The 26,996-nt window shown below is 43.0% G+C and carries 23 protein-coding genes; 8 read left to right on the top strand and 15 right to left on the bottom strand.

Annotated elements, in window-relative coordinates:
- Positions 1-7: 7 nt before the first annotated feature.
- Positions 8-946, top strand: coding sequence for a MoxR family ATPase (locus H6F42_RS10620; protein ID WP_190399331.1), 939 nt, complete (start codon positions 8-10; stop codon positions 944-946).
- A gap of 56 nt (positions 947-1,002) precedes the next feature.
- Here the strand turns inward: H6F42_RS10620 and arsS are convergent, their stop codons facing one another.
- The 3 genes from arsS to H6F42_RS10605 form a co-directional block, all read right to left on the bottom strand.
- On the bottom strand, positions 1,003-1,995 hold the full coding sequence (gene arsS, locus H6F42_RS10615; RefSeq protein WP_190399330.1) for an arsenosugar biosynthesis radical SAM (seleno)protein ArsS: 993 nt from the start codon (positions 1,993-1,995) through the stop codon (positions 1,003-1,005).
- Positions 1,996-2,012: 17 nt separating this feature from the next.
- Positions 2,013-2,456, bottom strand: a complete 444-nt coding sequence (locus tag H6F42_RS10610; RefSeq protein WP_190399329.1) for an Hpt domain-containing protein — start codon at positions 2,454-2,456, stop codon at positions 2,013-2,015.
- A 329-nt stretch (positions 2,457-2,785) separates the two neighbouring features.
- Positions 2,786-3,943 (bottom strand): aminotransferase class I/II-fold pyridoxal phosphate-dependent enzyme, encoded by a 1,158-nt coding sequence (locus H6F42_RS10605; protein WP_190399328.1) that lies wholly within the window; start codon positions 3,941-3,943, stop codon positions 2,786-2,788.
- A 354-nt stretch (positions 3,944-4,297) separates the two neighbouring features.
- Here H6F42_RS10605 and H6F42_RS10600 point away from each other — a divergent pair, with 354 nt between their 5' ends.
- The 3 genes from H6F42_RS10600 (at position 4,298) to H6F42_RS10590 (ending at position 9,190) form a co-directional block, all read left to right on the top strand.
- Positions 4,298-6,313, top strand: a complete 2,016-nt coding sequence (locus H6F42_RS10600) for an NAD(P)H-quinone oxidoreductase subunit 5 (protein WP_190399327.1) — start codon at positions 4,298-4,300, stop codon at positions 6,311-6,313.
- A 245-nt stretch (positions 6,314-6,558) separates the two neighbouring features.
- Entirely contained in the window at positions 6,559-8,007 is a 1,449-nt protein-coding gene (locus H6F42_RS10595; RefSeq protein ID WP_190399326.1) for an aminotransferase class V-fold PLP-dependent enzyme, read from the top strand.
- Positions 8,008-8,254: 247 nt separating this feature from the next.
- Entirely contained in the window at positions 8,255-9,190 is a 936-nt protein-coding gene (locus tag H6F42_RS10590) for an aldo/keto reductase (RefSeq protein WP_190399325.1), read from the top strand.
- A gap of 160 nt (positions 9,191-9,350) precedes the next feature.
- On the opposite strand, the gene alaS is transcribed toward H6F42_RS10590, so the two are convergent.
- The 8 genes from alaS to H6F42_RS10550 all read right to left on the bottom strand — a co-directional run bounded on the left by alaS (position 9,351) and on the right by H6F42_RS10550 (position 17,380).
- Positions 9,351-11,987 (bottom strand): alanine--tRNA ligase, encoded by a 2,637-nt coding sequence (alaS, locus tag H6F42_RS10585; protein ID WP_190399324.1) that lies wholly within the window; start codon positions 11,985-11,987, stop codon positions 9,351-9,353.
- 362 nt (positions 11,988-12,349) lie between these two features.
- Positions 12,350-12,832: an SRPBCC family protein gene (locus H6F42_RS10580; protein ID WP_190399323.1), complete on the bottom strand. Its 483-nt coding sequence runs from the start codon at positions 12,830-12,832 to the stop codon at positions 12,350-12,352.
- A gap of 232 nt (positions 12,833-13,064) precedes the next feature.
- Positions 13,065-13,268: a type II toxin-antitoxin system RelE/ParE family toxin gene (locus H6F42_RS10575; protein WP_190399322.1), complete on the bottom strand. Its 204-nt coding sequence runs from the start codon at positions 13,266-13,268 to the stop codon at positions 13,065-13,067.
- Positions 13,265-13,507: a hypothetical protein gene (locus tag H6F42_RS10570; protein ID WP_199288981.1), complete on the bottom strand. Its 243-nt coding sequence runs from the start codon at positions 13,505-13,507 to the stop codon at positions 13,265-13,267. The genes H6F42_RS10575 and H6F42_RS10570 overlap by 4 nt, the downstream gene beginning before the upstream one ends.
- 562 nt (positions 13,508-14,069) lie before the next feature.
- The gene (locus H6F42_RS10565; protein ID WP_190399321.1) at positions 14,070-15,158 is read right to left on the bottom strand and encodes a hypothetical protein; all 1,089 of its coding nucleotides are present in this window, start codon (positions 15,156-15,158) and stop codon (positions 14,070-14,072) included.
- 101 nt (positions 15,159-15,259) lie between these two features.
- Positions 15,260-15,949 (bottom strand): hypothetical protein, encoded by a 690-nt coding sequence (locus H6F42_RS10560; protein ID WP_190399320.1) that lies wholly within the window; start codon positions 15,947-15,949, stop codon positions 15,260-15,262.
- A 38-nt stretch (positions 15,950-15,987) separates the two neighbouring features.
- Positions 15,988-16,443: a DUF29 domain-containing protein gene (locus H6F42_RS10555; protein WP_190399319.1), complete on the bottom strand. Its 456-nt coding sequence runs from the start codon at positions 16,441-16,443 to the stop codon at positions 15,988-15,990.
- A gap of 85 nt (positions 16,444-16,528) precedes the next feature.
- A complete protein-coding gene (locus H6F42_RS10550; protein ID WP_190399318.1) occupies positions 16,529-17,380 on the bottom strand; it encodes an ABC transporter permease in 852 nt (283 codons plus the stop codon).
- 158 nt (positions 17,381-17,538) lie between these two features.
- On the opposite strand from H6F42_RS10550, the gene hisA reads away from it, so the two are divergent.
- Positions 17,539-18,303: a 1-(5-phosphoribosyl)-5-[(5-phosphoribosylamino)methylideneamino]imidazole-4-carboxamide isomerase gene (hisA, locus tag H6F42_RS10545; protein WP_190399317.1), complete on the top strand. Its 765-nt coding sequence runs from the start codon at positions 17,539-17,541 to the stop codon at positions 18,301-18,303.
- 108 nt (positions 18,304-18,411) lie between these two features.
- Here hisA and H6F42_RS10540 read toward each other — a convergent pair whose 3' ends face one another.
- On the bottom strand, positions 18,412-20,262 hold the full coding sequence (locus H6F42_RS10540) for a C39 family peptidase (RefSeq protein ID WP_190399316.1): 1,851 nt from the start codon (positions 20,260-20,262) through the stop codon (positions 18,412-18,414).
- Positions 20,263-20,366: 104 nt separating this feature from the next.
- Between H6F42_RS10540 and H6F42_RS10535 the strand changes: the two genes are divergently transcribed.
- The 3 genes from H6F42_RS10535 to petE all read left to right on the top strand — a co-directional run bounded on the left by H6F42_RS10535 (position 20,367) and on the right by petE (position 21,619).
- Positions 20,367-20,555 carry a translation initiation factor IF-2 gene (locus H6F42_RS10535; protein WP_190399315.1) on the top strand — a complete coding sequence of 63 codons (189 nt, stop codon included), beginning with the start codon at positions 20,367-20,369 and terminating at the stop codon, positions 20,553-20,555.
- A gap of 86 nt (positions 20,556-20,641) precedes the next feature.
- Complete coding sequence (gene psbV, locus H6F42_RS10530) at positions 20,642-21,139, top strand: photosystem II cytochrome c-550 (RefSeq protein WP_190399314.1); 498 nt, start codon at positions 20,642-20,644, stop codon at positions 21,137-21,139.
- Between the two features lie 105 nt (positions 21,140-21,244).
- Positions 21,245-21,619 carry a plastocyanin gene (gene petE / locus H6F42_RS10525; protein ID WP_190399313.1) on the top strand — a complete coding sequence of 125 codons (375 nt, stop codon included), beginning with the start codon at positions 21,245-21,247 and terminating at the stop codon, positions 21,617-21,619.
- 74 nt (positions 21,620-21,693) lie between these two features.
- Here petE and H6F42_RS10520 read toward each other — a convergent pair whose 3' ends face one another.
- From H6F42_RS10520 to metH, 3 genes are read right to left on the bottom strand one after another with little or no spacing between them, the layout of a single operon-like run.
- Positions 21,694-22,332: a DUF3226 domain-containing protein gene (locus H6F42_RS10520; RefSeq protein WP_190399312.1), complete on the bottom strand. Its 639-nt coding sequence runs from the start codon at positions 22,330-22,332 to the stop codon at positions 21,694-21,696.
- A gap of 3 nt (positions 22,333-22,335) precedes the next feature.
- Positions 22,336-23,406, bottom strand: a complete 1,071-nt coding sequence (locus H6F42_RS10515) for an ATP/GTP-binding protein (RefSeq protein ID WP_190399311.1) — start codon at positions 23,404-23,406, stop codon at positions 22,336-22,338.
- A gap of 17 nt (positions 23,407-23,423) precedes the next feature.
- A complete protein-coding gene (gene metH, locus H6F42_RS10510; RefSeq protein ID WP_190399310.1) occupies positions 23,424-26,984 on the bottom strand; it encodes a methionine synthase in 3,561 nt (1,186 codons plus the stop codon).
- Positions 26,985-26,996 lie beyond the last annotated feature (12 nt).

Raw genomic sequence — 26,996 nt, 5'->3', positions numbered from 1 at the left:
GGGGAACATGGAAAAGCAACTCAAAGTCCAGCAGTTAGTTGATAATCTGTCCAAAGCGATCGTCGGCAAAGAAGAAGCCATTCAACTTGTGTTGGTGGCTCTTTTTTCGGGTGGTCATGCCCTCCTAGAGGATGTTCCGGGGGTGGGTAAGACCCTATTAGCCAAGTCCCTTGCGGCTTCTATTTCTGGTAAGTTTCAGCGTGTGCAATGTACGCCCGATTTACTGCCTACGGATATTACAGGTACAAATATCTGGAATCCTCAAAAAGGGGAATTTCAATTTCTCCCCGGTCCTGTATTTGCCAATGTTCTCCTAGCCGATGAAATTAATCGGGCTACACCCAGAACTCAATCAGCGTTACTAGAAGTAATGGAAGAAGGGCAAGTCACCGTCGATGGTTTATCTCGCAAAGTACCATCACCATTTTTTGCGATCGCCACGCAAAACCCTATTGAATATCAAGGTACATTTCCTCTCCCCGAAGCACAGCTAGATCGGTTTGCCCTGTCCTTTAGCATTGGCTATCCCAACGAAGCGGAAGAATTAGAAATGCTCAAACGGATGCAGCTAGGCAAAATTGGCTCTACGCAATTAGAACCATGCATTACTCCCGAAGAAGTGCTAGAAATTCGCCAACTTTGCTCTCAAGTTCCCGTCAGCGATGCGACCAGTGAGTACATTGTCAATATCGTTAGGGCAACTCGCAATGATGAAGAAATCACATTAGGCGTGAGTCCTAGAGGTACTTCGGCAATGTTGCGATCGGCTCAAAGCTATGCCTTTATCCAAAAGATGTTGAATCCAAATCGCCAATCTGATTACGTTCTGCCCGATGATGTGAAGTTCCTCGCTCCCTATGTCTTAGGACATCGGATGATCGTCGCAGGTAGGCGATCGCCCAAGACAATTATTTTGCGCTTACTAGATGCCATATCAGTACCGTAAAGCCCAAAACACCAATTCGGCGCTTCGCACCGAATTGGTGATAAATAGAACCTTTTTTAGATTAACGAGCCACCGCAACTCGAACCACTACCTGCGGTGCAGCCATAGCAATAATTAGCAGTTTGAATTTCTTGAATAAGATCTAAACTTCCTAGTTCCAAAATTTTGGCAACGTTGAGAACTTCCCCATTAGGCGATCGCGCTGGTAAGTTTTCCATTTGATTGAAATCACAATCATAGATATTGCCTAAATAGTCCACAGACAAATGATTGCGACACATTAAGTAATCAAGAGTTTGAGCATTAAAATTCTCTTCTAGGAAAAGAGTATATTCCTCTTCAAGATGGCGATGTTGTAAATGGAACTTACTTCTGCCTATGGGAAGATTGGTAATTGTGAATAGATTATTGAAGACAATGCCAAAGTTTTCTAGCAAATGCTTTTTATATGCGTCTTGTAAGCCCTGTTGATTAGGCGCGAGGGAAAATTTCTGCGAGGTTGGGAGTTGTGGGTTATAGACTAAGTCAAGAATTAATTGGGGATTACTCCCATAGCCCAGCCGATTTAGCCATTGCAAAGCTTGGGTGGACTGATCGAAAACGCCTTTGCCGCGCATTTTGTCAACATTATCTTCTAAGTAGCAAGGTAGGGAAGCCACAACCCTGACTTGCTGTTCAGCAAAAAATTCGGGAATATCTTCGTAGCCCTTTTCAAAATAAATAGTCAAATTAGAACGGGCGATCGCTTCCTTACCATGCTGTCTAGCCGCTTTAACTAGTTCCCGAAATCCATATAGCATCTCTGGCGCACCACCTGTGAGATCGATTGTCTGAATTTGGGGAAATCGATGAATAATTTCAATTAACTGTTGACAAATCTCTGGAGAAATTTCTTCAGTTCGATGGGGACTAGCTTCCACATGACAGTGGGTACAGGCAAGATTACAAATCCGACCCAAATTAATTTGTAATACCGCAATCTGATGCTTTAGAAAAGGAGCTTTGAGCTTTTTTGAGAATGGGGTAGCGGCGATCGCATTAACTTGCATAGATTAGAGCTTTTGGGTCAATTTCTTTCCCATTCTGACATAAATTCAATAACTGAGGCTCTAATCTCCGTAAGTACGTGATCGTATTCGTTATTTAGCAGATTTACTAATTCTAACGAAACTAACATCTCTCCATTTTTACAGATTTTCTCTATATATTTACTGGCATAGGATAGTTTGATAGCACCGATACTAGCACTTGTCGATTTCAGAGAATGGGCGGCAATACCTAACTTTTTGCCATCTTGATTGTCAAAAGCAATTTGAATTGCCCTCAGAAGATCCTCAGCCGAAGTAAGATAAATAGTTACGAGGTCAGAAAATTCTAAATCATCATTAATGGATGATCTTAAACTACTAAATATCGATACATCGAGAGTTTTAGCTGTTATAAATTCTGGATAGTTGTGAACCAAATCAAATTCTTGAAACATTTCACGTCTCTCTAATTCTCCAAACATTTTCATTTCCTAAACCATAGAGATACAAACATCTATCTAATTCAAAAAGCAGACAAATAAACATTATTAAAATAAATTAGTTATTCATTCATTTATAGAAAATTACGCCTTTTCACAAACTAATTTCTATGATTAAAATAAAAGTTTTAAATATTATCCCCAACATTAATGTAACTGTACCCGAAATCTTTCCTCTTAAGATCTAAATCGTAGAGAAAGTCCAAAAAAGTTTGTGAGGCTTAATAAAAATCAATGCAAAAACCTATGGTCCACGCTGTGCGATCGCCACAGGTTTTTAGTAGGGGCGGTGGGACTGTGCCGCTACAACACTAGAGCTTGAGATTACGCAAATTTTTAACTGCTAGCTCAATCGTGCTGTCTTTCTTAGCAAAGCAGAAACGTAAGCCATTAACTTTGGCGCGATCGGGATGACTAAAGCAGGTTCCGGGTACGACCGCAACCAAGGCTTCCTTAGCTAATCGAAAAGCTGCCATATCGGCATCCTGTGCGATCGCCGAGCTATCAGTCCAAATATAATAGGCTCCCTGCGGCAATACTGGCGAAAAGCCCATTTCTAATAGGGCGGGATAAAGCATATCGCGCTTCCGTTTGTAATCTAGTGCCATATTAGTGAAATATTCTCGCCCAAATTGCATGGCGGTTAGGGCGGCGTATTGTAGAGGCGCAGGGGCGCTAATGGTGATGAAGTCATGAATGCGACGAATGGCGGCGGATAGCTCAGGACTGGCGATCGTATAGCCCAAGCGCCACCCCGTAATACAAAAGGTTTTAGAAAAGCCATTGACTAAAATCGTGCGATCGCGCATTCCCTCAATACTCATCAGGCTAATATGTTCTTGCTCATAGATGATGTATTCATAGATTTCATCGGTGATGGCATAGACATCGTATTGCAGACAAAGCTTGGCAATTAATTCTAGTTCTGTCCTCGTCCAGACCTTACCTGTGGGATTAGCGGGACTATTGATAATTACTGCCTTAATTCCTTTTTTAAAGGCAGGCTCGATCATTTCCTGCGTAATTTCCCATTGAGGCGGCGTAAGGGTAATAATTTCAGGGATACCTCCCACAGTCGCAAGGTTGGGAATATAGTTTTCGTAAAATGGCTCAAAAATTAAAACGCGATCGCCTTGATTAATCAAAGTCATCAGGGCAACATTTAACCCCTCAGTTGCACCGCAGCAAACTGTAATTTCCGTTTCAGGATCGACGGTGATTTGATTATCCCGTAGCATTTTTTCGGCGATCGCTACCCGCAGCTTTTCCCATCCCCAACTATCAGCATATTGATTAAGATCAGCCGCGATCGCAGCTCTAGCTGCCTCTTTTAGTGCTTCTGGCGCAGGGAAATCAGGCAATCCTTGCGCAAGGTTAATCGCTCCAAATTTTTCACAGTAGCGGGAAGCTTCGCGAATTTGTGATTCTTTAATTTGAATGGCGCGTTGTGACAGCGAAACAGTAGTCAATGGAATATCTCTAAAAATTTTTACGAAATAAAAAACGGTGTTTTTCACCGTTTTCACTATAGTCACAATTATACCGATTCTCAAAATATCAAAGCCATGGTGAGAATCTCTAGCTGCTGCCAATAAAACTCAATCAGCCCCACAGACTAGGCATCCCAGTAAATAATTAGATGTGGGCGGCGAAGCCGCCCACATCTAATTATTTACTGGGATAGGAGTAAAACTTAAGTTTTTATAAAATTCATTCTTAATGAGTAATAATGCTCATAGTTAACATATCTCGCTCAATCTGACTGTAGTAAACTAATCTGTTAACAGCGTCTCTACATTAAACTTAGCGTTCAAACGCGACCTATGGACTTTGCATATCAATACGCATGGCTGATTCCCGTGCTGCCACTCACCGCAGCACTGATTATCGGCATAGGACTGATTACCTTTAACAAATCCACCAATAAACTGCGATCGCTTTGGTCTACGCTCAGCGTATCCGCCATAGGCGCAGCAATGGTGCTAGCCATAAACATCCTTTGGAGTCAAATTCAAGGTCATGAGCCTTACCTCTGGACTTTTGAGTGGGCGCAAGCAGGCACTTTTCATTTGACAATGGGATTTGTGATCGATCACCTCACCTCACTTATGCTCGTGATCGTCACCACCGTCGCCTTCTTAGTGCAGATTTACACCGATGGCTACATGGCGCATGATCCCAGCTATGTCAGATTTTATGCTTACCTAAGTTTGTTTAGCTCCTCCATGTTGGGATTAGTCGTTAGCCCCAACTTGGTACAGATCTATATTTTCTGGGAATTAGTGGGGATGTGTTCCTACCTGCTCGTCGGCTTTTGGTTCGATCGCAAAGGAGCCGCCGATGCTTGCCAAAAAGCCTTTGTTACCAACCGTGTGGGCGACTTTGGTTTATTACTAGGTTTACTTGGTTTGTATTGGGCAACGGGTACGTTTGAATTTACAGAAATGGGAGAGAGACTAACTCAGTTAGTTGAGTCTGGTGGTTTGAGCGTAGCTCTAGCAACCCTCTTCGCCATCCTCGTTTTTATGGGACCTGCGGCAAAATCCGCCCAATTCCCTCTCCATGTATGGCTACCTGATGCGATGGAAGGTCCTACTCCCATTTCGGCATTAATCCATGCGGCAACGATGGTTGCGGCTGGCGTATTTTTAATCGCGCGCATGTTCCCTGTATTTGAGGAAATCCCTGCGGTGATGAATACGATCGCTTGGACAGGAGCCTTTACCGCATTTCTTGGCGCAAGTATTGCGATTACGCAAAATGACATCAAAAAAGGTTTAGCCTATTCCACTGTTTCCCAATTGGGTTACATGGTGATGGGTATGGGTGTGGGTGCATATGGTGCTGGACTATTTCACCTGATGACCCACGCTTATTTCAAAGCGATGATGTTCCTTGGATCTGGTTCCGTCATTCACGGAATGGAAGAAGTCGTAGGACATGATCCCGACCTTGCTCAAGATATGCGAGTGATGGGTGGCTTACGCAAATATATGCCCATTACGGCGATTACCTTCTTTATCGGCACACTTGCCATTAGCGGCATCCCTCCCTTTGCGGGCTTCTGGTCAAAGGATGAAATTCTCGCATCTACTTTTAAGGCAAATCCTGCGCTTTGGGCGATCGGGTTTGCGACGGCGGGGATCACAGCTTTCTATATGTTCCGTATGTACTTCACCACCTTTGAAGGAGAATTTCGCGGTACTGACAAGAAGCTACTAGCCTCCGTAAAAGCAGAAAATTCCGTTGGCAAAGAACCCATTGCTGGTGGTGATTCTCACAGTCATCATCATGCTAGCAAGCCCCATGAGTCACCCATTACGATGACTTTTCCTCTGATGGTTTTGGCAATTCCTTCGATGCTCATCGGTCTAGTGGGGACACCCTTGGGGAACTACTTTGAGTATTTTATCCATGCTCCCTCAGAAAAAATTACCGAAGTTCCTGCTGAGGGCTTTACGCCCGAATTTCTGTTAATGGGTGGTAGTTCTATCGGTATTGGGCTAATCGGTATTTCGCTAGCAATTTTGATGTATTTGCAAAAGAAAATCGATCCCAGTGCGATCGCTAAGTCCATTCAGCCTCTCTATAATTTCTCTAAGAACAAATGGTACATTGACGAGCTTTACAATGCTGTCTTCGTTATTGGCTCTCGCCGCCTAGCGCGTCAAGTGCTAGAAGTTGATGCCAAAATTGTCGATGGTGTAGTTAACCTTGCAGGTTTCGTCACCGTAGTAACTGGCGAAGGCTTAAAGTACTTTGAAAATGGCAAAGCTCAATTTTATGCTCTAGTCATCTTCATCGGTGTTCTCGGTTTTGTAATCGTCACTTCGATTTAGTATCTTGACTCTAGATAAAAAAATAGAGGATCGCAAAGCGATCCTCTATTTTTTTATCTACTCTTTTACCACCAAAAATGCGGTCATATCGCTGTTGCCATTTTTGTGAGGACACAAACCCAGAAGGGGAGTTGCGGTGCTTCGCGCCGCAACTCGTTTCTTTCCATTTTAGAAAGAGCAGGATTGATTTAATTTTCTGAGATAACATTTGAAATCTCTTGAAATAATTGCTAACCAACTATCGAATGAATCAAAATACTGTTCCTTTACTAGCTGCCGCCCAGCAATATTTAAATATCGATCATGCGCCTTTTTATATGCCTGGACATAAACGTGGGCAAGGAATTGATCGTGAGTTTATGACCCTTATGGGTGAAACCATGTTTCGCCTTGACTTGCCCGAACTTCCAGAATTAGAAGAAGCCGTTAATGAAGCCGAATTGCTAGCCTCAGAAGCGTATGGCAGCGATCGCGCTTGGTTCTTGACCAATGGCTCTACCTGTGGCATACAGGCAATGCTTTTGGCGACCTGTGGACAGGGGGATAAGGTTTTAATTGGTCGAAATTGTCATAAGGCGGCGATCGCTGGTTTAGTTCTCAATGGCGCGACTCCGATTTATTTGCCAACGGATTATTTGCCAGAATTTGATTTGGATTTAGGCGTAAGCCCTGAAACCTTAGAAGCTTTTTTAAATCAACATTCCGATGCAAAAGCCGTTCTGTTAGTTAGTCCAAATTATTTTGGTGTTTGTGGCGATCTTGCCAAAATGGCGGCGATCGCTCATTCCTTTAAGGTTCCTTTACTGGTAGATGCGGCTCATGGCGCACATTTAGGATTTCATCCTGATCTGCCCATCTCCGCCTTGCAAGCAGGAGCCGATCTCGTCGTGCAATCTACTCACAAGGTTGCGGGAAGCCTTACCCAATCTTCCATTTTGCACCTACAAGGCGATCGCATTGCCGCCGAGCAGGTAGAACGGGCTTTACAAATATTGCGATCGAGCAGTCCCAATTTATTACTTCTCATTTCCCTCGATGTCGCCCGTCGCCAAATGGCGATCGCAGGTAAAGCGATCTTAACTGAAACGATCAGACTCGCCCAAGAAGCAAGAATTCGTCTCAACCAAATACCCGATCTCCGTACTTTCGATCAGCTTCAAGTTCCTAACCTCGATCCAACTCGCTTAACCGTAATGGTTGATCATTTAGATATAACTGGATTTGATGCAGATGTGTATTTACATTCGCAAGTAGATGTGATGGCAGAAATGCCCACCCTGACCCAATTAGTATTTATCCTTAGTCTCGGCAATACTCAAGATGATATCGATCGCCTCATTAAAGGATTTGCTGAACTGGTCAGGACAAAAGGTAAAAGTAAAGAAGAAAAGATCAAAACTAGCATCAATTATCAATTACCAATCCCCAATCACCAATTATCAATTACCCCTCGCGAAGCCTACTTCGCCAAAAGTGATCGCCTACCCCTAGAACAAGCGATCGGCAAAATCAGCGCTGAGTCCCTATGTCCCTATCCCCCCGGAATTCCCTTACTCTGCATCGGTGAAGAAATTACGAGAGCGGTGATTGAGATATTGCAATGTATTTTGCGATCGGGTGGAATTATCAATGGTGCTAGTGATGAGAGTTTGGAAACTTTGCGAGTTATTACTTCCTTTCCATCAAAGAATTAGATGTGCGGCTCTTCGCGCCGCACATCTAATTCTTGGGTTTTAATGTCTATTTCTAGGCTGGAAAGGGAGTAATACTAATCCCTAAAAGTGTTGCCAAACTTTCAGAGATTAAAAAACAAACCCAGTAAGTTTTTTTAATTAAGAAATGGCTAGGCTCTTTCTTAATTAAAAAAACTCAGAAACCAATAGCAAGAGGCTTGCAAAGCAAGCCTCTTGCTATAATAGGCGAAAAATTCGTAAAGGAAATATGCAAACTATTAAACTCGGCATCGATGGACCCATCGTAACTGCTTTAGGCGTAGGTACTTGGGCTTGGGGAGACACACTATTTTGGGCTTATGGCAAGGACTTTGGCGCAAGTGATGTGGAGGGAGCATTTCAAGCTTCGATTGATGCTGGGGTTACTTTCTTTGATACGGCTGAAGTCTATGGATTAGGAGAGTCAGAACGCTTAATTGGGAAGTTTTGCAAACAAACCAGCCAACCTATTCAGATTGCCACTAAATATTTCCCCTTACCTTGGCGATGGAATCGTAAGGCGATCGCTGATGCTCTGACTGCTAGTCTAGAAAGGCTACAGACATCTCAAATTAGTCTCTACCAAATTCATTGGCCCCTAGAGTTTTTGATTAAGACCAAAGATTTTATGGAGGTTTTGGCGGATGAAGTAAAAAAAGGACGCATCCAGTCCGTGGGCGTGAGTAACTACTCCGCCGCCCAAATGGCTCAAGCCCATCAATATTTAGCTGCTAAAGGAATTCCCCTAGCGGTTAATCAAGTTCCCTATTCCCTACTCACCAGACAAATTGAACAGAATGGAGTGCTAGAAAAGGCTCAACAATTGGGAGTAACCATTCTCGCCTATAGCCCTTTGGCTCAAGGTTTGCTAACGGGTAAATATAATTTAGAGAGTATCAAAACTTTGCAAGGTGCAAGACGAGTTGATCCCCGTTTTAGTCCAAAGGGCTTGCAAAAGCTCGAACCTCTATTCTCTAATTTAAAAAATCTATCTGAGAAGTATTGCAAAACTCCCGCTCAAATTTCTTTGAATTGGTTGATCTGTCAGGGTAATGTGATTCCTATTCCAGGGGCAAAAAATGCTCAACAAGCAACCCAAAATGCGGGAGCTTTAGGTTGGTCATTAACTCCTGAAGAAGTTTCGCTTTTGAGACAAAGTTGTTAAATTAGCGGTTTTCATTTTGCCCATAGCAAAGCAAGAGTTAGCCAGTACAAACCAAAACCCCAAAAGCGAGTTGCGGCGCTTCGCGCCGCAACTCACTTTTGGGGTTTTATATCCTAAGCAAAACTTACATCGCTATAGGACAAAATGAAAACCAATCGATTTAAGAAAGTGCGTGCTTGAGTTGATGTTCCGCCGCTTCTAGGGCTTCGGGTAACTTGCTGGCATCCTTGCCGCCTGCTTGGGCGAGATTAGGACGACCGCCGCCGCCGCCGCCGCAAATTTTGGCGATCGCCCCGATAAATTTGCCCGCTTGTAAGCCTTTGGCATTTACTTCCTTACTAAAAGAAGCAACTAGCGTCACCTTGCCATCTTCGCTAAAGGAACCCAGCACAACCGCGCTATGTCCTAATTTAGCCGAAAGCTTCTCTGCTGCTGCTTTTAAGGCTTCGGCTTCAATGTCAGGAAGTTGCGCTACCAAGATTTTAAATTCGCCCACGGGTTCAGCTTCGGTCAGGAGGCTATCAGCCTTGACTAGGGCTAGTTGTTGCTTGAGAGCTTCCACTTCCTTTTGGGAATTTTTCAACTCGTGTTGCAATCCTGTAATCCGATCGCTAATTTCTTCAGGCTTAATTTTAAAGCGATCGCTTAAGTCCTTAGCGATATTGTCGCGCAGAGTGAGGTATTCGAGAACCGCTTGACCTGCGATCGCTTCAATACGTCGCACACCAGAAGCCACACCGACTTCAGAAATGATTTTAAACAAGCCAATTTCGCTGGTATTTTTTACATGTGTACCGCCACAGAGTTCCATCGACACGTTAGGAATATCGATGACGCGCACTTCTGCGCCATACTTCTCGCCAAACATGGCGATCGCGCCTTTAGCCTTGGCTTCTGCAATGGGCAATACTTCTATAACTGAGTCGTGGGATTCCGCAATCCAGTTATTGATTTGCAATTCGATTTGATGCATCTCGTCGGCGGTGACAGCACGATTGAGATTAAAGTCAAAACGGAGGCGATCGCTATCTACTAGTGAACCTGCTTGGGAGACATTAGGATCGACAATTTTCTTGAGAGCCGCTTGCAAGAGGTGGGTTGCGGTGTGGTGAGCCTGAGTGCGGCGACGTTCTGAAATGGCAACTTGAGCATTGACTGCATCGTCTACGGATATTTCACCGCGTTCGATCTGTCCAATGTGGATAAATAGATTGGCTTGCTTCTGCACATCACTGATTTTGGCGATCGCCGAACCAATAGCGAGATATCCCGAATCACCCACCTGTCCGCCTGATTCCGCATAAAAAGGCGTGCAATCTAAAACAATTTGGGCTTTGCTACCAGCGATCGCAGTTTTCACCAATTCGCCATTGACCAAAATCGCCTTAACTGTGGCAATGCTGCTAAGTTCGCTGTAGCCAAGAAACTCAGTTTTACCAATTTCCTTAGCAACATTTGCCCAATTATCTTTGGCTAATAAATCAATATCCTCATGAGCCGCTTGCGATCGCTCCTGTTGCTTCTTCATTTCCTCATCAAAGCCATCGGCAACAACGCTAAAGCCAACCTCTTCGGCAATTTCTTGAGTGAGTTCAAAGGGGAAGCCATAGGTATCGTAGAGAGTAAAGGCATCTAGCCCTGAAATGGTTTTACTAGTCTTAACTTCAGGCTTCGCGAGAATTTCCTCAAGCAGCTTCTCTCCCCGTTCGAGGGTTTGCAAGAAGCGAGTTTCTTCGATTTGAATTTCTTCCTTAATAACCTTCGCTCTTTCGCGAGTGTTGGGATAGACTGATTCTGAAAGGGCGATCGCCACCTCAGCGACCTCTGCCGCAAAAGTGCCAGCAATCCCGATCAAGCGTCCATGCCGCACGACCCGACGCAATAAACGGCGCAGGATATAGCCTCGCCCCACATTGGAGGCATTAATGCCATCCGCAATCATATGCACGACAGAACGCACATGGTCGCCGATCACCTTGAGCGAAGTCTTCACCTTCTCATCGCTCTGGTGATAGTCCCGCCCTGCAATATCCGCCGCTTTTTTGATAATTGGAAAAATCAAATCAGTTTCGTAGTTATTGGGAACGCATTGCAAAACCTGCGCCATGCGTTCTAATCCTAAGCCCGTATCAATATTCTGTTTCTTCAAAGGAGTGAGATTTCCTTCAGCATCACGGTTTAGTTCCATGAAAACAAGGTTATAAATCTCTAAGAAGCGCGAATCATCCTCTAAATCAATATGCGCGTCACCTAATTCGGGATGGAAATCAAAATAGATTTCTGAGCAGGGACCACAGGGACCCGTAGCACCCGAAGCCCAAAAATTATCGTCACCCATGCGTTGAATCCGATGGGCTGGAATACCGATCGCATCGCGCCAAATCGCAAAGGCATCTTCATCGGTATGGTAAACGCTGACCACTAAACGATCCGCAGGCAGTTGAAATACTTTGGTGACTAATTCCCATCCCCAAGCGATCGCTTCTTTTTTGAAATAATCGCCAAAACTAAAGTTTCCTAGCATTTCAAAAAATGTATGGTGACGCGCCGTTCTACCGACATTTTCGATGTCATTGGTGCGGATACATTTTTGAGATGTGGTGGCGCGAGGAACTTCAGATTCTTGCTGTCCTAGAAAAATCGGCTTAAATGGCAGCATTCCCGCAATGGTGAGTAACACCGTGGGATCGGCAGGTACGAGGGAAGCGCTAGGCAATACCTTATGACCACGCTCCTCAAAAAATTCGAGAAACTTGGAGCGGATTTCAGCGCCAGTAAGAGAAGGGAAGCTAGCCATAAAAGTTTGAATCAATTCAGACGAAGGGTAAGGAGTTAAGTAAACACGTAGGTTTGCGAGTTGCAAATTTGAGATCTCAGATCTAGGCGATCGGCAAACCTGTAAAAATTCTTACAAATTTTAACAATTTTCTGTCCTCTATTATAGCGATCCGTTAGCTTTGTCTAAAACTACTTATTGCCATAAAAGAAATAGCTCTAACAAATCAAAACCCACTAATAGCCAAGCATCAACCAGAGGTGTGGGTATCAGACTTAATTTAGCGCCCAAAAGATGAATCTAACGACAGCATGGCAAATCTGCCTTGCCCATCAACTCAAAGATTGTCAGCATGGAATTGATGCATCAGCGATCGCACTACATTAGCGCTCATGATCCTCAACGTACTTCTTTAAGTTTTTAAGACAAATCTCTTGAGCATTTTGAAATTGTTGTTGCACTAACAAACGAAAAACCAAATAAGCAAAAATATTGCGCGTCTCAAAATAGAAGTTCCATATAACCCTTGTTTTGGTATCTAGAGTTTCGTATTCCCATTTTCCAGAGGCTGACCGAACTAACCAAGAAAATGGTGGCTTAAATCCTTTAATCAACTTATATTCTTGCAAATTAGGTTGCTTTAGGGAGAGAATAACTTCTTCAATAGATGATCCATCGCTGTTATCAACAATTCGGATGCTTCCTTCATGCAGGGGGAATCCATCTACAGTTTTTGCACTCAAAATTGCAGGAATCCCCTTGTATCCAGTGAAAAACTTTGGCAGATTATGGCAATCTGTTGACGCATTAAAAACGTCTTCGATTTTTGCATTTACGATAAATTGCACACTTGTCTGTATTTGCATATTGAACCATTATGTAGAAAAACACATTCATCAATATATCTTCTAATTTAGCAGTTAGGGTGTGTTGGCGTAGCGTTACGCACAAACATTTGGTATGTACAAGGAAGGTTTATTTATATTGATATTAAAGAGGTGCGTTACATTTCATTAACGCACCCTACGCGATCTAGGGAAAATTTTTGTAGAATCCTTCATGACTTTCTATTTTGAGGATTTCAATAACTTCTCCATCTCAGAAAATTCCAATACGATAGCTGTAGTCAAATTTAATGCGATAGTATCCTGAGAAACCTTTTAGTGGTTCGAGATCGGGGATTTCTGATAGCGCTTGAGAAGTTCCAATTGCTTCAATACATTTTCTAACTTTTGCAAGAATTTTGCGATCGTTGATTTTGTCTAAATCTTTTTTGAAGCGTTTAGCGATTTGATATTTCATTGAGGCAAACTCTCTAAGAGAGATTGAGACTCTAATTCAGATAAAAAGCCTTCATTGCAGGAGTTTTCACAAGCTAAATATAGGATAGAGTCCTCTAATTCGGCGGAATTATTTTGAAATAAAAGCTGTAGAAAGCCTTGTCGAATTTCTAATGGTAAGGTTTGAAATAAGCTATAAAAACCTTTGCTAGTTAGCAAAGATTCTGTAATTTCTGCTTGGCTCACAATATCTGTTTCCATTTCTATACATCCATATACAGCTTATGCTTATAAAGCCATTAATCTTTCTGAGAAAATCAGCGATCACCATACAAATCAAGTAGCGTATGTTAGCGTAGCGTAACGCACTCAAATATTTTATATTAGATAAAGTCCGTTACATTTCATTAACGTATCCTGCGAGATCGCACTAAGAGACTGTTTGAAAAGTTTTCGCTCCATTAAATTACGATTAAAAGTCATGATTTAATATGATTTTACTCGTATTTTAGTTTAGGTGGATAAACGCAATCAATACAATAGGGCTAAATGTACTACTTTCAGCCCTATGGTGACATAGCTAAAAAAGATAAAGGCGTAAATAAAATATGTTTTTTGTATAGAACCCATTTGGTATCTCGCCTATATGCTACAAGCCTTTCAGGTATCTAGGTTTCGTCCGTTTTGGTACACAAAACCCCATGATCCTATTAAATCGTTGAATTGCCGAATTAACGGTGGGCTGAAAGCTATATATTTCGTTCAAAAAGATACCAAATGGGTTCTATAGATCTGAATACGCTCAAAACTTTTCAAACAGTCTCTAAATCTTAAAATCTGCTAATTTAAATATTTCTACTCCAAATTTTTGGATTAAACCAATTAATGGTGGAATTAATGGGGTAACTACTGAAAGAACATAGCGGCTAAGAGTTTGTAAATCAAAGGGCCACACTAGAAATTTATCGGTTAAAGTATAAAGTGATTGAAGTTCTCCAATTTTTGCAATTTCTTTTTTTAGTTCCTCGGCACTCAAAGATAAATTTGTATTAATCTGCATATAGTCATACTGAAACTGCTGTGCAATATTAGTCAGCATTCTATCTTTTGCTTCTTTCATCTGTTTGTGTGCAACGAGAAGAGGTCCGAAAAAACAAATAAGAGATATCAATATATAAATGGGAATACTCATATGTAGAATCCAGTATTTTTCAATCAATTCCTGCGTTATGACTCGATACTCTGTGAAACCAATCATTACACCAAAAACCCCTGCTAAGTAAGCTGTTTTAAGAGAATATTTACTCAGACAAGATAAACCACCGCAGCGATCTGGATGTAATGGATTAATCTTTAAATCTTTATTCTTTAACACTTTTTGAATTATCCAAATGTTTAAAGTAAGTCCTAGCAACAACATACTTGTTGCATATGTACTGAAGATTCCAAATAATGTACTAGCAATTTTTTGGAGAATTCCAGAACTACCCCAACTCTTTAAATCTGAACGAGACACAAAATATATTATCCCTCCCATCAAAGAAATAAGTATAGATATAAAATTTCTCCATTTTGTCTGATGAACTTTTAATGCTAGATGTATATCACTATCAGTAATTTCTATAGTTTGCGATGTGACAAACTCTTGTAATAAACGTTTAACCACATCAGATTCCCACAAGTAATAACCCAATAGCACTGGTTTAAATAAAAATTCCCAAACCCAAATACTTGGGTCTTGCCAAAAGCCTATTTGCCCATCTTTAGTAGATACCAGAGTATTTGTATACCAAGCAATTGTGACAAAAACAACAAATGTAGTTATGACTGAAACAACAGCAAAACTAATAGGATTTAGTTTACACTTGTTAATCAAAAAACTTGCTAAAGGATCGTTTTTATAGGAATGCATTGCAGTTCACAAATTGTCTTTGTCAAAGTATTCTTTCTTAAAATTATATCTTGGCATAACAACGTGACACTATTCAGAAATATCTTACTGAACTTATATATTTACTTCTTCCACATTGCAATTAATTCATTAACAAGCACTTGCAATTGTTTTGTAGGCTCCTCAAGATTAGACATTTGATAGCCGTGTATGAGCCGATCTCGTACAGTTTGAATTACTCTTACTTGATCAAACTGCTCCATCGAAAGCTCACCTTGAGAATATAAATGATTAATTAAAGAGTTAGCGGGAAAACGTTCAATCGGAATTGTAACTTGCATAGCCTGACGACGCATGGCAGCTTCCAAAACTCTCCATAAAGACAAAAAGGCAACTTCCACTTCGCCGATCTCTAAAAACTTTTGAGCCTGTTCTTGGCGTTGCAACATCTGTTTCCAAGTCAGCGATTCACTATCATTTTTGGGATCTTCCGAAGAGACATCTTCTCCAGTGATCAGTAAAAATCTCCAACCCTGATGCTGAGCTACTATTTCGGCAATCTCTCGATAGCGATCGACTGAGATTTTAGCAATTGAGTTTTTAAATTCAATTATGTAACCTACATCCGATCCCTTTCTCGCCATAAGATCTGGGCAATAATTTCTCAAATCAAAAGGAATCAAGGATTTAGAAGGCTCGATTACAACTTCAAATCCTTGCAATCTATATTTTTCTGCGATTCCTTGCAATCTATTTTGTTCTGAAAATTTAGTGTCTAAACCCTTTTCAACTAATTGAGAATCAACAGTCATAAGTAGTCCTCCAATGGCTTAGATTTTGAAACCAGAAATTAAACCCAGAAATCAACATTTAGCATTGTTTCGATATCCTGTCCAAACTGCCATGTATCAGGAAACTGATACCCTTTTTTTGAGTACTCATCTTTGACAGTACCTAAAGCCAAAAACCAAGCATCATTCAAAGAATCATCCCAACAAGCTTTTAAGCTAGGCGTATTTTTGAGTCTTAGGATGATGCGTCGGCGCTGCTCTCTAATCGTGTTTTCCCAGCCGTTAAAGCAATCGGGCATATCGACATAGATGCGTTTGAGTAAGTGGGCTAACAAAGTCTCTAACCTATTCTCCAACTCTTGCTTTTCAGAACGTCCCAACGCCTCGATCTCCTCTATCAAGTTCTCAAAGTCCACATGGTCAAAGTCTTTAGCTCTTATTTTGGCTACAGTTTCTTGAGTCCACAGCAAGAAATCTGACTCGTATAGAGATTTTTGCATGAGTGTTTGAGTCATTTGTTCTGCTCTCTACTTCTACAATTATTATAAAGGTTCGGATTGAGGCGATCGCCTTAACTATATAGTTGAGATAAAAATTTGATTAACCTTCAGTCTTCTTGCTGCTAAATCTCTGAGTCAAGCCTTCACCTACTAACGATAAACCGATCGCCATAAAAGTAATCGCTAACCCCGGGAAAATCGTTGTCCACCAGATATTTTCGCCAGTTGAGAGCGCATCGAGAGCTTGCTTGAGATCGTGACCCCATTCAGGCACATCTTCGGGAATGCCTAAACCTAAAAATCCTAAACCCGCGATCGTCAGAATCGCATCAGCAGCGTTGAGGGTGAAAATTGCGGGTAAGCTTTGGATCACATTGGGCGCAAGATATTTGAAGAGGATTGTTTTCGTGTCCGCACCGATCGCTTGAGCAGCTTCAATATAAACTTCGGTTTTGGTACTCACGGTTTGATTTCGAATTACCCGAAAATATTGGGGGATATAGGCAACACTGAGAGCGATCGCCGCATTCCAGACCCCAGCACCGACCACAAAGGCGATCGTTAGCGACAGCAATAAACCGGGCAAGGTGTACAGCGCATCCATGAGAAATACTAAACCTCGATCCAGCCAGCCGCCCTTGTAACCACTTAGCATCCCCAAGGGTACGCCGATCGCTAAGCTAATTACCGTTGAGGCGATCGTTACTTGCCATGCCACACCAGCACCAGCGATCGTTCTGGTAAATACATCATGCCCCTGTAAATCTGTGCCGAACCAATGTTGGGCTGAGGGAGGCTCATGGATACCATTGCTGAGAAATTCATTAGGATCGGTTAAAACGCCTACGGCTTGTAGAATCGGCGCAAGAATCGCCATCAGCAAAAAGACAACGCTAATCACGATACCAATAGACATTAACTGTTGCGATACTGACTGCTTAGGCGATTTCATAGGGGGACAAATATTAAATAAAAACTGAATAAAAACTAATTTAGTAGGTTTCGCGCCTATGGCACGAAACCTACTAAATTGGTTTTTCCTTGATTTGTACTATACCGCGATCGCTAAATCTAGTTAAAATTAGACTCCTAGGATCGTGGGTAAAAGTTATGGACGTAATTCCTGCAATTGATATTTTAGATGGGCGCTGTGTCAGGCTCTATCAGGGGGATTATCAACAGTCTGAAGTATTTGGTGAAGACCCTGTAGAGGTTGCTCAACGCTGGTACAGTCAAGGCGCTAAGTATTTGCATGTGGTTGATTTGGATGGAGCCAAGGAAGGCAAGCCCAAAAACTTGAAGGTCATCGAGGCGATCGCCCGTTCAATTCCGATGCGAGTGCAAATGGGTGGTGGCTTACGCGATCGCGAAAGTATTCTGTCAGTCCTGAATTCGGGCGTTAGTCGGGTGATTTTAGGAACGGCGGCGGTAGAAAACTCCCAATTGATCGCCGAGATTTGCGCGGATTTTCCTGAACAAGTGATGATCGGCATTGATGCCCGTGATGGCAAGGTAGCGACCAGAGGTTGGCTAGAAACATCGGAAGTCATGGCTGTGGATTTGGCAAAGCGGATGACTTCGTTAGGCATCGCAGGAATTATCTATACCGATATTCATCGTGACGGTACGATGCAGGGACCCAATATCGAAGCCTTGCGCCAACTCGCTGAAAATGTCGATGTGCCTGTAATTGCGTCAGGTGGAGTGAGTTCGATTACAGACTTGCTAAATCTTGTATCTTTAGAGTCGGTGGGAGTCACAGGCGCGATCGTCGGCAAGGCGATTTATACAGGTGACATTCAGCTAAAAGAGGCAATCCGTGCGGTGGGTAATGGTCGTTGGCAAGATGTAGTTGATGGCTCGGCGATCGCGTAATGTCAGGGAGTCGCTTCGCGACTCCCTGACATTACTAAGACAAGCGTTGCAAGGCAACGCTTGTCTTAGTAATGTCTTGATTTAGTTTCTAGCGCGAAGCTTTGTAAACTAGCGCGGCAAAATGAAATGCGCCCAAACATCGCCATCAACGCCGCACATATCACGCATATAAATATAGGGATAGCGCAAGCTCTTTCCTTCAGTTTGGCTATAACCTGTCAACGCATTGCCATAGGGATCATGGACGATAAAGCCCTGTTCATCAAAGCCAATAATGCAAATGATATGTCCGCCGTGGGTGAAGTAGCCGCCGATAACAACGGGGCGATTGGCGATGATTTCTTGGCGAATTTGTGACCATGTGCGAGATGTACTAAACTCACCACCAAAGCCATAGGCGCGATATAGCGCTTGCAAAGCCTGATTATCAGTTCTGGATTGAGCGCCATACTTGTTGATAATCCATTGGTACAGCTCGTCCTCAAGTTGCTGTTGCGGATTGCGCGATCGCTTGCCATGAAAAGCCAACACCATCGCGATCGAAGTCACATTACAAGTCACATAGGGATCGCGAGGATTGTCTAATTGCGAAAAATAGGGAACTCCTAAAACCTTTTGCCTTGGTGCAATTTCAAGGGGCTTCCCACCTTGCTGAAGCGTCACATGTCCCGCAAATATATAGCCCGAATTGCCTAAGGGTGGCACATCTTCGTTTAAGGTCACCTGAAAATGAATGTCAGAAAGACTAAAGCTATCGATGCCATAGATATCACCTGCGGTCAGAGGCGCAAGATCGCTCGGTGCTAATTGCCGCGAATCGATGGGGCGTTTTTTCAGTACCGTATTTTGCTTGATCGTCATGGTTTTCATGTCGGGGTCAAAGGCAATCGCCTTACCATTTTTGGTAATGCTGACATGACGCTCATAGAAAAAGCCCACATCACCAATGGGGGCGATCGCTGTAGCTAGCTTTACCCGAAAATGTCCATTCACCGCCGCATAGCCTGCAATGGCATAGCTAGTTCCCGCCTTGATCATTAATTTCTGATTGTCGGTCAAACTACTGGCATTTTGTGAGGACGCTTTTAAAAAAGTGTCCGTCTTCACCGTCAAAATCGCGCCCTTGATGGGAATATTACCCACCGTAGTTTTCGAAGAATCTAAGGTTTCACCTAATTTAACTAACTCTACGTGGGGCAGAAAAAAGAAGCCTTCCTGTCCAATTGGGGCAAGGGGTTGGGCTAGCTTGACCCGCACATGATTTTCGGTGATCGCATAGTCGCCATCCAATAAAAACTTCGTGCCAGCCTTCACTTCTACCTTTTGCGTAAGCGCCAAAGATAAGGAAGAAGCTGTCGAAACCTTAAAAATCGTATTTTGCTTCACCGTCAGCGTCACGGGTGCAACCAAATCCACATGGAGCGCATAGAAATAGCCAAACTCACCCACAGGGGCGATCGGTTGCTTGAGCAATACCTTAATATGTCCCGCGATCGCGCCATAGCGAACCACTTCAAAGCTTTGTCCTGCTCTGACATCGACCTTTCCCGCAGGCGGCAAAGTTGCCGAATCCGCAGGAGCTGACTTAAAACGAGTCGCCTGCTTCGTAATTAAGGTAATGGGCGGCTGCCTGACCAAAATATTTACAATCTGCTCGGTCAAAAGCTGATTATTAACGCCGATCGCCCTGACCCGCAAAAAGATTGCTGAAGCTTCAGACAAACCTGAAGCGAGCTTAGCTTGCCATGTCCGTGCAGTCGGATTAGTCACTACAGGGACAGGGATATCATTCGGCAAAGTTACCAGAATTTGTAAAACTTGAGAAAAGTCCGCCGTACCTGCGATCGCGATCTCACGATTGACTACGACTTCGCTAGGAGCCTGCGTAATAGTAAGGATTTGAGGCGCAGCAGAGGGGGCGCTACTATTGACAGGTGAATTACTAGAAGCGGCTGTCATTGCTGTTTACTTCACTGTTTATTATTTTTACTTTATCTCTCTCTAACGTTTGCATGAGAAAATAGCACAAACGTCTCTAGAATTAACTAGATAAGAGTATTGTTATGGGCTTTGCAGATTATTCGATCGCCGAGATTGCTGAAGACTACCAACTTAGTCTGGAGGAGGTCTTTAAACTATGCGATCGCCTTGGAATTGCGTACCAAGATGCAGAAACCAAACTTGCTTTGGAAGATGCTAAAGCCGTAATCATGGCATCTGAAGCCCAAAATTCGCAAAAACCAAAGGATTGATCGTGATTAGCTAATCGCAATAAATCTTTAAAATCAGACTAAATTCTTTTAGATAAACTTAGATTAACTAAATTATCTCCGTAATTATGAACAAAATTGCTTTTAAATATCTAGCTTTGGCGATCGCAGCCGTGATGTTCGCCTTTCAGCTTTGCACCCAAAGTGTAAGTGCAGCCGAAATCCCCATCGAACTGCGTACCGTGCCTCTTAACGAAAGTACCAATATTGTCTTGACTCAAAAAGACATTTCTAAGGGCAAGAAATTATTTTCTAATGCCTGTGCAACCTGTCACCTCGGCGGCGCAACCTTCACTAATCCTAACGTAAACCTATCTCCTGAGTCTTTATCTGGCGCTTACCCAGCCCGTAACAACGTTCTCGGATTAGTGGACTACATGAAGAAGCCCACCACCTATGACGGTGTTACCGAAATCTATGACGTTCACCCCAGCCTCAAGAGCACCGATATTTTCCCTACCATGCGTGGTTTGACCGATAATGATCTCAAGCTCATCGCTGGCTACATCCTCTACGAACCTAAAGTCAAAGGTATCGGCTGGGGCGGCGGAAAGGTATATTATTAAACAAATAAGTAGCTTTCTCTACGTGTTTTAGTCGGATTAATTCGAGTCGAGTCGAATTAATTTTAATTAGTGCAATTTCAGTTGAATTTTAGTCGGTAGTTAATTATGAAAATTTCTTCCCTAGCCAAAAAGATTGGTCTAGCACTAGCTAGCCTTGTGATTGTTGTTGGTAGCTTCTTCATGTCAGTATCTCCTGCTGCTGCTGATACCGTCACTGTCAAGATGGGTTCTGATGGTGGTCAGCTAGTATTTGAGCCTAAAGTGGTCACCATCAAGGTAGGCGATACCATCAAGTGGGTTAATAACAAAGCTTTCCCTCACAACATCGTATTCGATGGTCATGAAGAACTCTCTCACAAGAAGTTAGCTCAAAAGCCCAAGGTTGAGCTAGAGTCTACCTTTAAAGAAGCTGGTGAGTTCTCTTACTACTGCTCACCTCACCGTGGTGCTGGTATGCAAGGTAAGGTAGTTGTTCAATAGCAACTAATCCCATTTCAAAAAAAAAGAGGAGCAAATAATATTTGCTCCTCTTTTTTTTGCAGGGTAGCGATCGCTTACAACTCATACAAATCCTTAAACCATTTCACAAATTTCTGAGCGCGTGGATGATGAGGATCAAGAACCGTTTCTTTGACCGCTTGATGTAACTGTCGCCCCGGGGGATCTTGCCAAGCAAGCCAAGTGTAAATATTGGCTTTGTCGTATTGTACTTCTGTTAATTTAGCACCTCTATTTATAGCTTCTTGAACTGACGACTGGGCAAATTGCCATAGTGTTTCGGTTTCATTGGGAATCATATAGGCTAAAAAAGTTTCCAACATCCCTCGCTGAAAATTGTCAGGCATCAGCCAAACCCCAAATTTGAGGTCTTTTGTAACTTCACAGATTAAGCCGTCTTCAGATAATTCATTGGGTAAATTTGGAATACTTACTTGACATCGATTTTTAATGCTTTCCCATCGACCAAGAGGATTGTCATCCGCATCAATGATTACTCCCAGTTGGGATAAAGAAGATTCTTTTAAGCGGGTTTTAATCTGATTTAATAATTTAGAATATCCTCCGCATGAATGAATATCAGGAATAAGGGGATTGTCTTGAGTCCATACCACACCATTTTTTTCAATCAACTCAGGGATTACACGCTTATCGTCATCGCCTTCCACAAGTAATAGTCTTGTTTTTGTACTCATGGCTTAACGCACCTCGATCCCTTCTTCAGCAGCGATCGCAATTTCATCTTCAGTAAAGACAATACTGTGAGGTTTACCTTTCTCAATTCGATGAATGGTAATACCATCTTCACTAGGATTTTCAGCATTGGCAATATCCGCTAAGCTCTGCCAGCAATCATTGCTATGGGTAGTTGCAAAAATCTGAACGTTAAGGCGCTTTGCAGTTTCCCAGAGCATTTTCCACATATCAGACATCACCGTAAAGTGTAGCCCCGTATCAATTTCATCCACCAATAAAACTCCATCTTTCGCATTTACGATCGCTAAAGCAAGTCCTAACATTCGCCACATTCCATCGCCCATGCTGCCAATTGGTATGCGTTGATTTTCATTGACAAGTTGTACGATAAATCCGCTATGCACTCCTTCATATCGATATTTACTAGAACCAACATTTGCAATTCGTTTAATACGATGTTCAATTATTTTTAATGCCTCAATTACAAGATCTTCTTCTGGGGTAATTACTATGCGCTCAAACAATTCGATCATTTGTTCAGATGAGAAAGAAGACGAATTTACAAACCTAGTTTTTGGTTGTAGTCTACTAAAACTTTTTTCCCAATTAGCTTTTCTCTGGGAATCAATAACAATGATTCCGTCTTGGGAAATTGGTAGCCACAGGCTTGTATTTTGGACTTTATTTTCTACATCATCCCAATGTAAAACATATAATTCAGGAGATCCATCATCTCTATTTTTTTGACCCTTAAGAAGGGTTTGTTCTGATTTGCCAGAGCTATCTATACCAGTAATCGAAATTTGAAAGCCTTCGTCGATTTTGTGATTGTAAAAAAGATGGCGAATGGCAAGATGAGTATCATTGTTTTCACTGATATACTCACTGCGATCAATAGCAATATCACTCAATATTGCATGATTTGTTGGTAAAGCAATCAATAACTGAATAGCCTCTAAAATAGAAGTTTTACCACTGTTGTTAGTACCAACAATGAGATTTAACCTTCCTAGTTGTCCCATCTCAAAGGATGGGAAGCAACGGAAGTTTTCGATTTTGAGGGATTTCAGCATAATTAAATACCAATTTTTTAGGCACTGAAATATTTAGCCACAGGATGATGCACAATCAACGCAGTAGTTGACTGTTCGGGATAGAGTTGTTCGCTCTCATCCATTTCTAGCCCAACCCGCTTCGCATCTAGCAAATCTAAAAGCTTGTACTGATCCTGCATATTTGGACAGGCGGGATAGCCAAAACTATAGCGAGAGCCGTGATAGCGCTGGGCGAGAATATCACGAATATTATCAGGATCTTCTGCACCGAAGCCTAGTTCATGGCGAATGCGCGTATGTGACCACTCAGCGATCGCCTCTGCCATCTGCACCGCTAAGCCGTGAAAATAGAGATAGTCAGTATATTGATTTGCTTTAAATAGCCCTTGAGCAAACTCTGTAGCAATATGTCCAACGGTGACGGCTTGCAGTGGCAAGACATCAATGATTCCTGATTCCTTTGGCGAGAAGAAATCGGCGATACAGAGACGACGTTGGGATTTTTGGCGGGGGAATACAAAGGAATTGATTGGTTCAGCGCTCTTGATGTTGTCGATATCTTTAGGATCGTACACATAGACCGTATTACCTTCCGCCAATACAGGAAAATACCCATAGACTAGCGTTGGTTCTAGCAACTTCTCCTTAATTACCCGTTCTTTCCATGTTTCCAGAATTGGATAAACGGTTTCTTGCAGGAATAGATCGTACTCCTCACGAGACTGTCCTTGAGGCTTGCGGAATTGCCATTGACCAGCAAAGAGCGCTTGTAGATCAAGATTCCAAAATAGTTCCTCAATGGGAATATCCGCACCTTGCAGAATCTTGGTTCCCCAGTAGGGAGGATTGGGACGGGGGATATTGGTATCTACTGAATCCGATCGCTCAACATCTAAATAGCGCTCTGCAAGCGCCGCTTCTTTCCTAGCCTTATCCTCAGCCGCAGTCGTTACGTCTTTCTCAGAAGTATCAATAACAACGGCTAATTCTTCATCTAGGAAGCCTTTAGCATTTTCCCATTTACCCTCAGCCTTAGCGGGCATATATTTGTCCATGAAGTTGAGGTCAGAAAAGGCATCTTTACCGTAAATCACCTTGCCGTTATAGACATTCTGACAATCGCTGTAGACAAATTTGGGAGTTAGCGCCGCACCGCCAAGAATCACGGGAACGCTGATGCCACGATGATTAAATTCTTGCAAGTTATCCTTCATGAAGGCTGTGGATTTTACTAGCAATCCACTCATGGCAATACAGTCAGCTTTGCACTCTTCATAGGCTTTGATAATATTCTCCACCGATTGCTTAATGCCGATGTTTACGACTTTGTAGCCATTGTTGGAGAGAATGATATCGACAAGATTTTTACCAATATCATGGACATCGCCCTTAACTGTGGCAATCAGGAATACGCCTTTATTTGCGCCTTCTTCCTTCTCCATAAACTTCTCTAGGAAAGCAACAGCGGATTTCATGGTTTCGGCGGATTGCAACACAAAGGGAAGTTGCATTTGTCCAGAGCCAAAGAGTTCGCCAACTACTTTCATGCCATCAAGGAGGAATTGGTTAATGATGGTGAGCGGTTCGTAGGTTTTGAGAGCCTCAGTGAGCGCGTCATCTAAACCAATGCGATCGCCATCAATAATATGATTTTTGAGTTGCTCTTCGATAGGAGTGTCAGCTTTATCCACCTTGACACGCTTCGCCGAGACACCTTCAAATATTTTGGTAAACTCGCCAAGTGGATCGTAGATGCAAATATCACCATCAAACTGGCGCTCATCATAGATAAGCTGTCTTGCCACTTCTTTTTCGCGATCGCCAATTCGATTGAGCGGTACGATCTTGCTGGCATTCACGATCGATGAATCCATTCCCACTTGCATTGCTTCATGGAGAAATACCGAGTTAAGAACTACTCGCGAAGCAGGGTTTAGTCCAAAGGAAACATTAGAAACACCAAGTAATACATGGGTTTCGGGCATGGCTTCCTTAATGCGGCGGATTGACTCAATGGTAGCAGCAGCATTCTGGCGATCCTCTTCGATCCCTGTGGAAATCGGCAAAGCCAGCGTATCAAAGAAAATCTCACTAGCTGGCATTCCTAACTCTTCGGTGGCTTGTTTGTAAGCACGGGAAGCAATTTCAAACTTTTTGTCCGCAGTTCTTGCCATGCCATCTTCATCGATTGTGCCGATGACGATCCCTGCTCCGTATTGCTTAGCGAGGCTCACAACCTTACAGAAGCGCTCTTCACCATCTTCATAGTTAGTGGAATTGAGAATACATTTACCACCCGCAACTTTCAGCCCTGCTTCCATCTTTTCCCATTCAGTGGAGTCCAGCATCAGAGGCAAGGTCACGTTAGTTACTAGGCGCGATACTAGTTCGTGCATATCGCGCACACCATCGCGTCCCACGTAGTCCACGTTTACGTCGAGAATATGTGCGCCTTCTTTTACTTGCGATCGCGCGATCGCCACTAGCCCATCCCAATCCTCCGCATTGAGCAAATCACGAGTTTTCTTAGAACCGCTAGCATTTAATCTCTCACCGACAATGAGGAAAGAATTATCTTGAATATAGGGTTGAGAACTATAAATGGAAGCCGCCGAAGGAGTGACTAGGGGTTCGCGTTTTTTCGGTTTGAGGGTCTTTGCTGCATCGGCTAAAGCTTTGATATGAGCAGGTCTTGTGCCACAGCAACCACCGATAACCTGTACTCCTAAATCCTCAACAAAATGCGCTAGATGTCCTTTGAGATCATCGGGAGTGAGGCGATAAAAAGCTTGTCCACCCACGTTTTCAGGCAACCCAGCATTTGGCACGCAGGACACCACAAAGGGCGAATGAGCGCTCAAATACTGCATATGCTCCTTCATCAGGTCGGGCCCCGTCGCGCAGTTCAGCCCCAAGATATCGATGGGATAGGGTTCGAGAATCGTTACTACAGCAGAAATATCGGAACCGACGAGCATCGTGCCTGTGGTTTCCATCGTCACCGAAACCATCACAGGAATGCGCGGCTTGCCTTCGGCGGATTTCTTATCAAAAAATTCAGCGATCGCATTCAGGGCAACCTTAATTTGCAGCACATCCTGACAGGTTTCAATTAATAGTAAATCTGCACCACCATCATACAGCCCTTCGATCTGCTCGATAAATGACTGCTTCATCGTATCGAAATCGATATGCAGCAAAGTCGGCAACTTTGTCGTGGGACCGATCGAGCCTGCCACAAAACGCGGTTTTTCTGGGGTAGAAAATTCGGCAGCTACGGATTTAGCTAATTCTGTAGCTTTCTTACTAAGCTCATATGCCATGTGACCAAGGTCATATTCTGCTAAAACGATCGACGTACCGCCAAAAGTATCCGTCTCGATCACATCCGCCCCTGCCGCCAAAAAATCACGATGAACCGTCGCCACAGCTTCAGGTTTCGTCATCACTAAATACTCATTGCAGCCCTCATACTCTGCGCCGCCAAAGTCTTCGGCGGTCAGGTTTTGGACTTGCAAATTTGTACCCATCGCACCATCAAACACAATGACGGGGCGATCGCTGCTGTGAAGACGTTCCAGAAACAGGCTGGTCATGGGATCAATACC

This window comes from Pseudanabaena sp. FACHB-1998 (assembly GCF_014696355.1).
Classification (GTDB): Bacteria; Cyanobacteriota; Cyanobacteriia; order Pseudanabaenales; family Pseudanabaenaceae; genus Pseudanabaena.
Note: the sequence above shows the minus strand (reverse complement) of the source record. Positions and strands in the feature narration are given on the sequence as shown.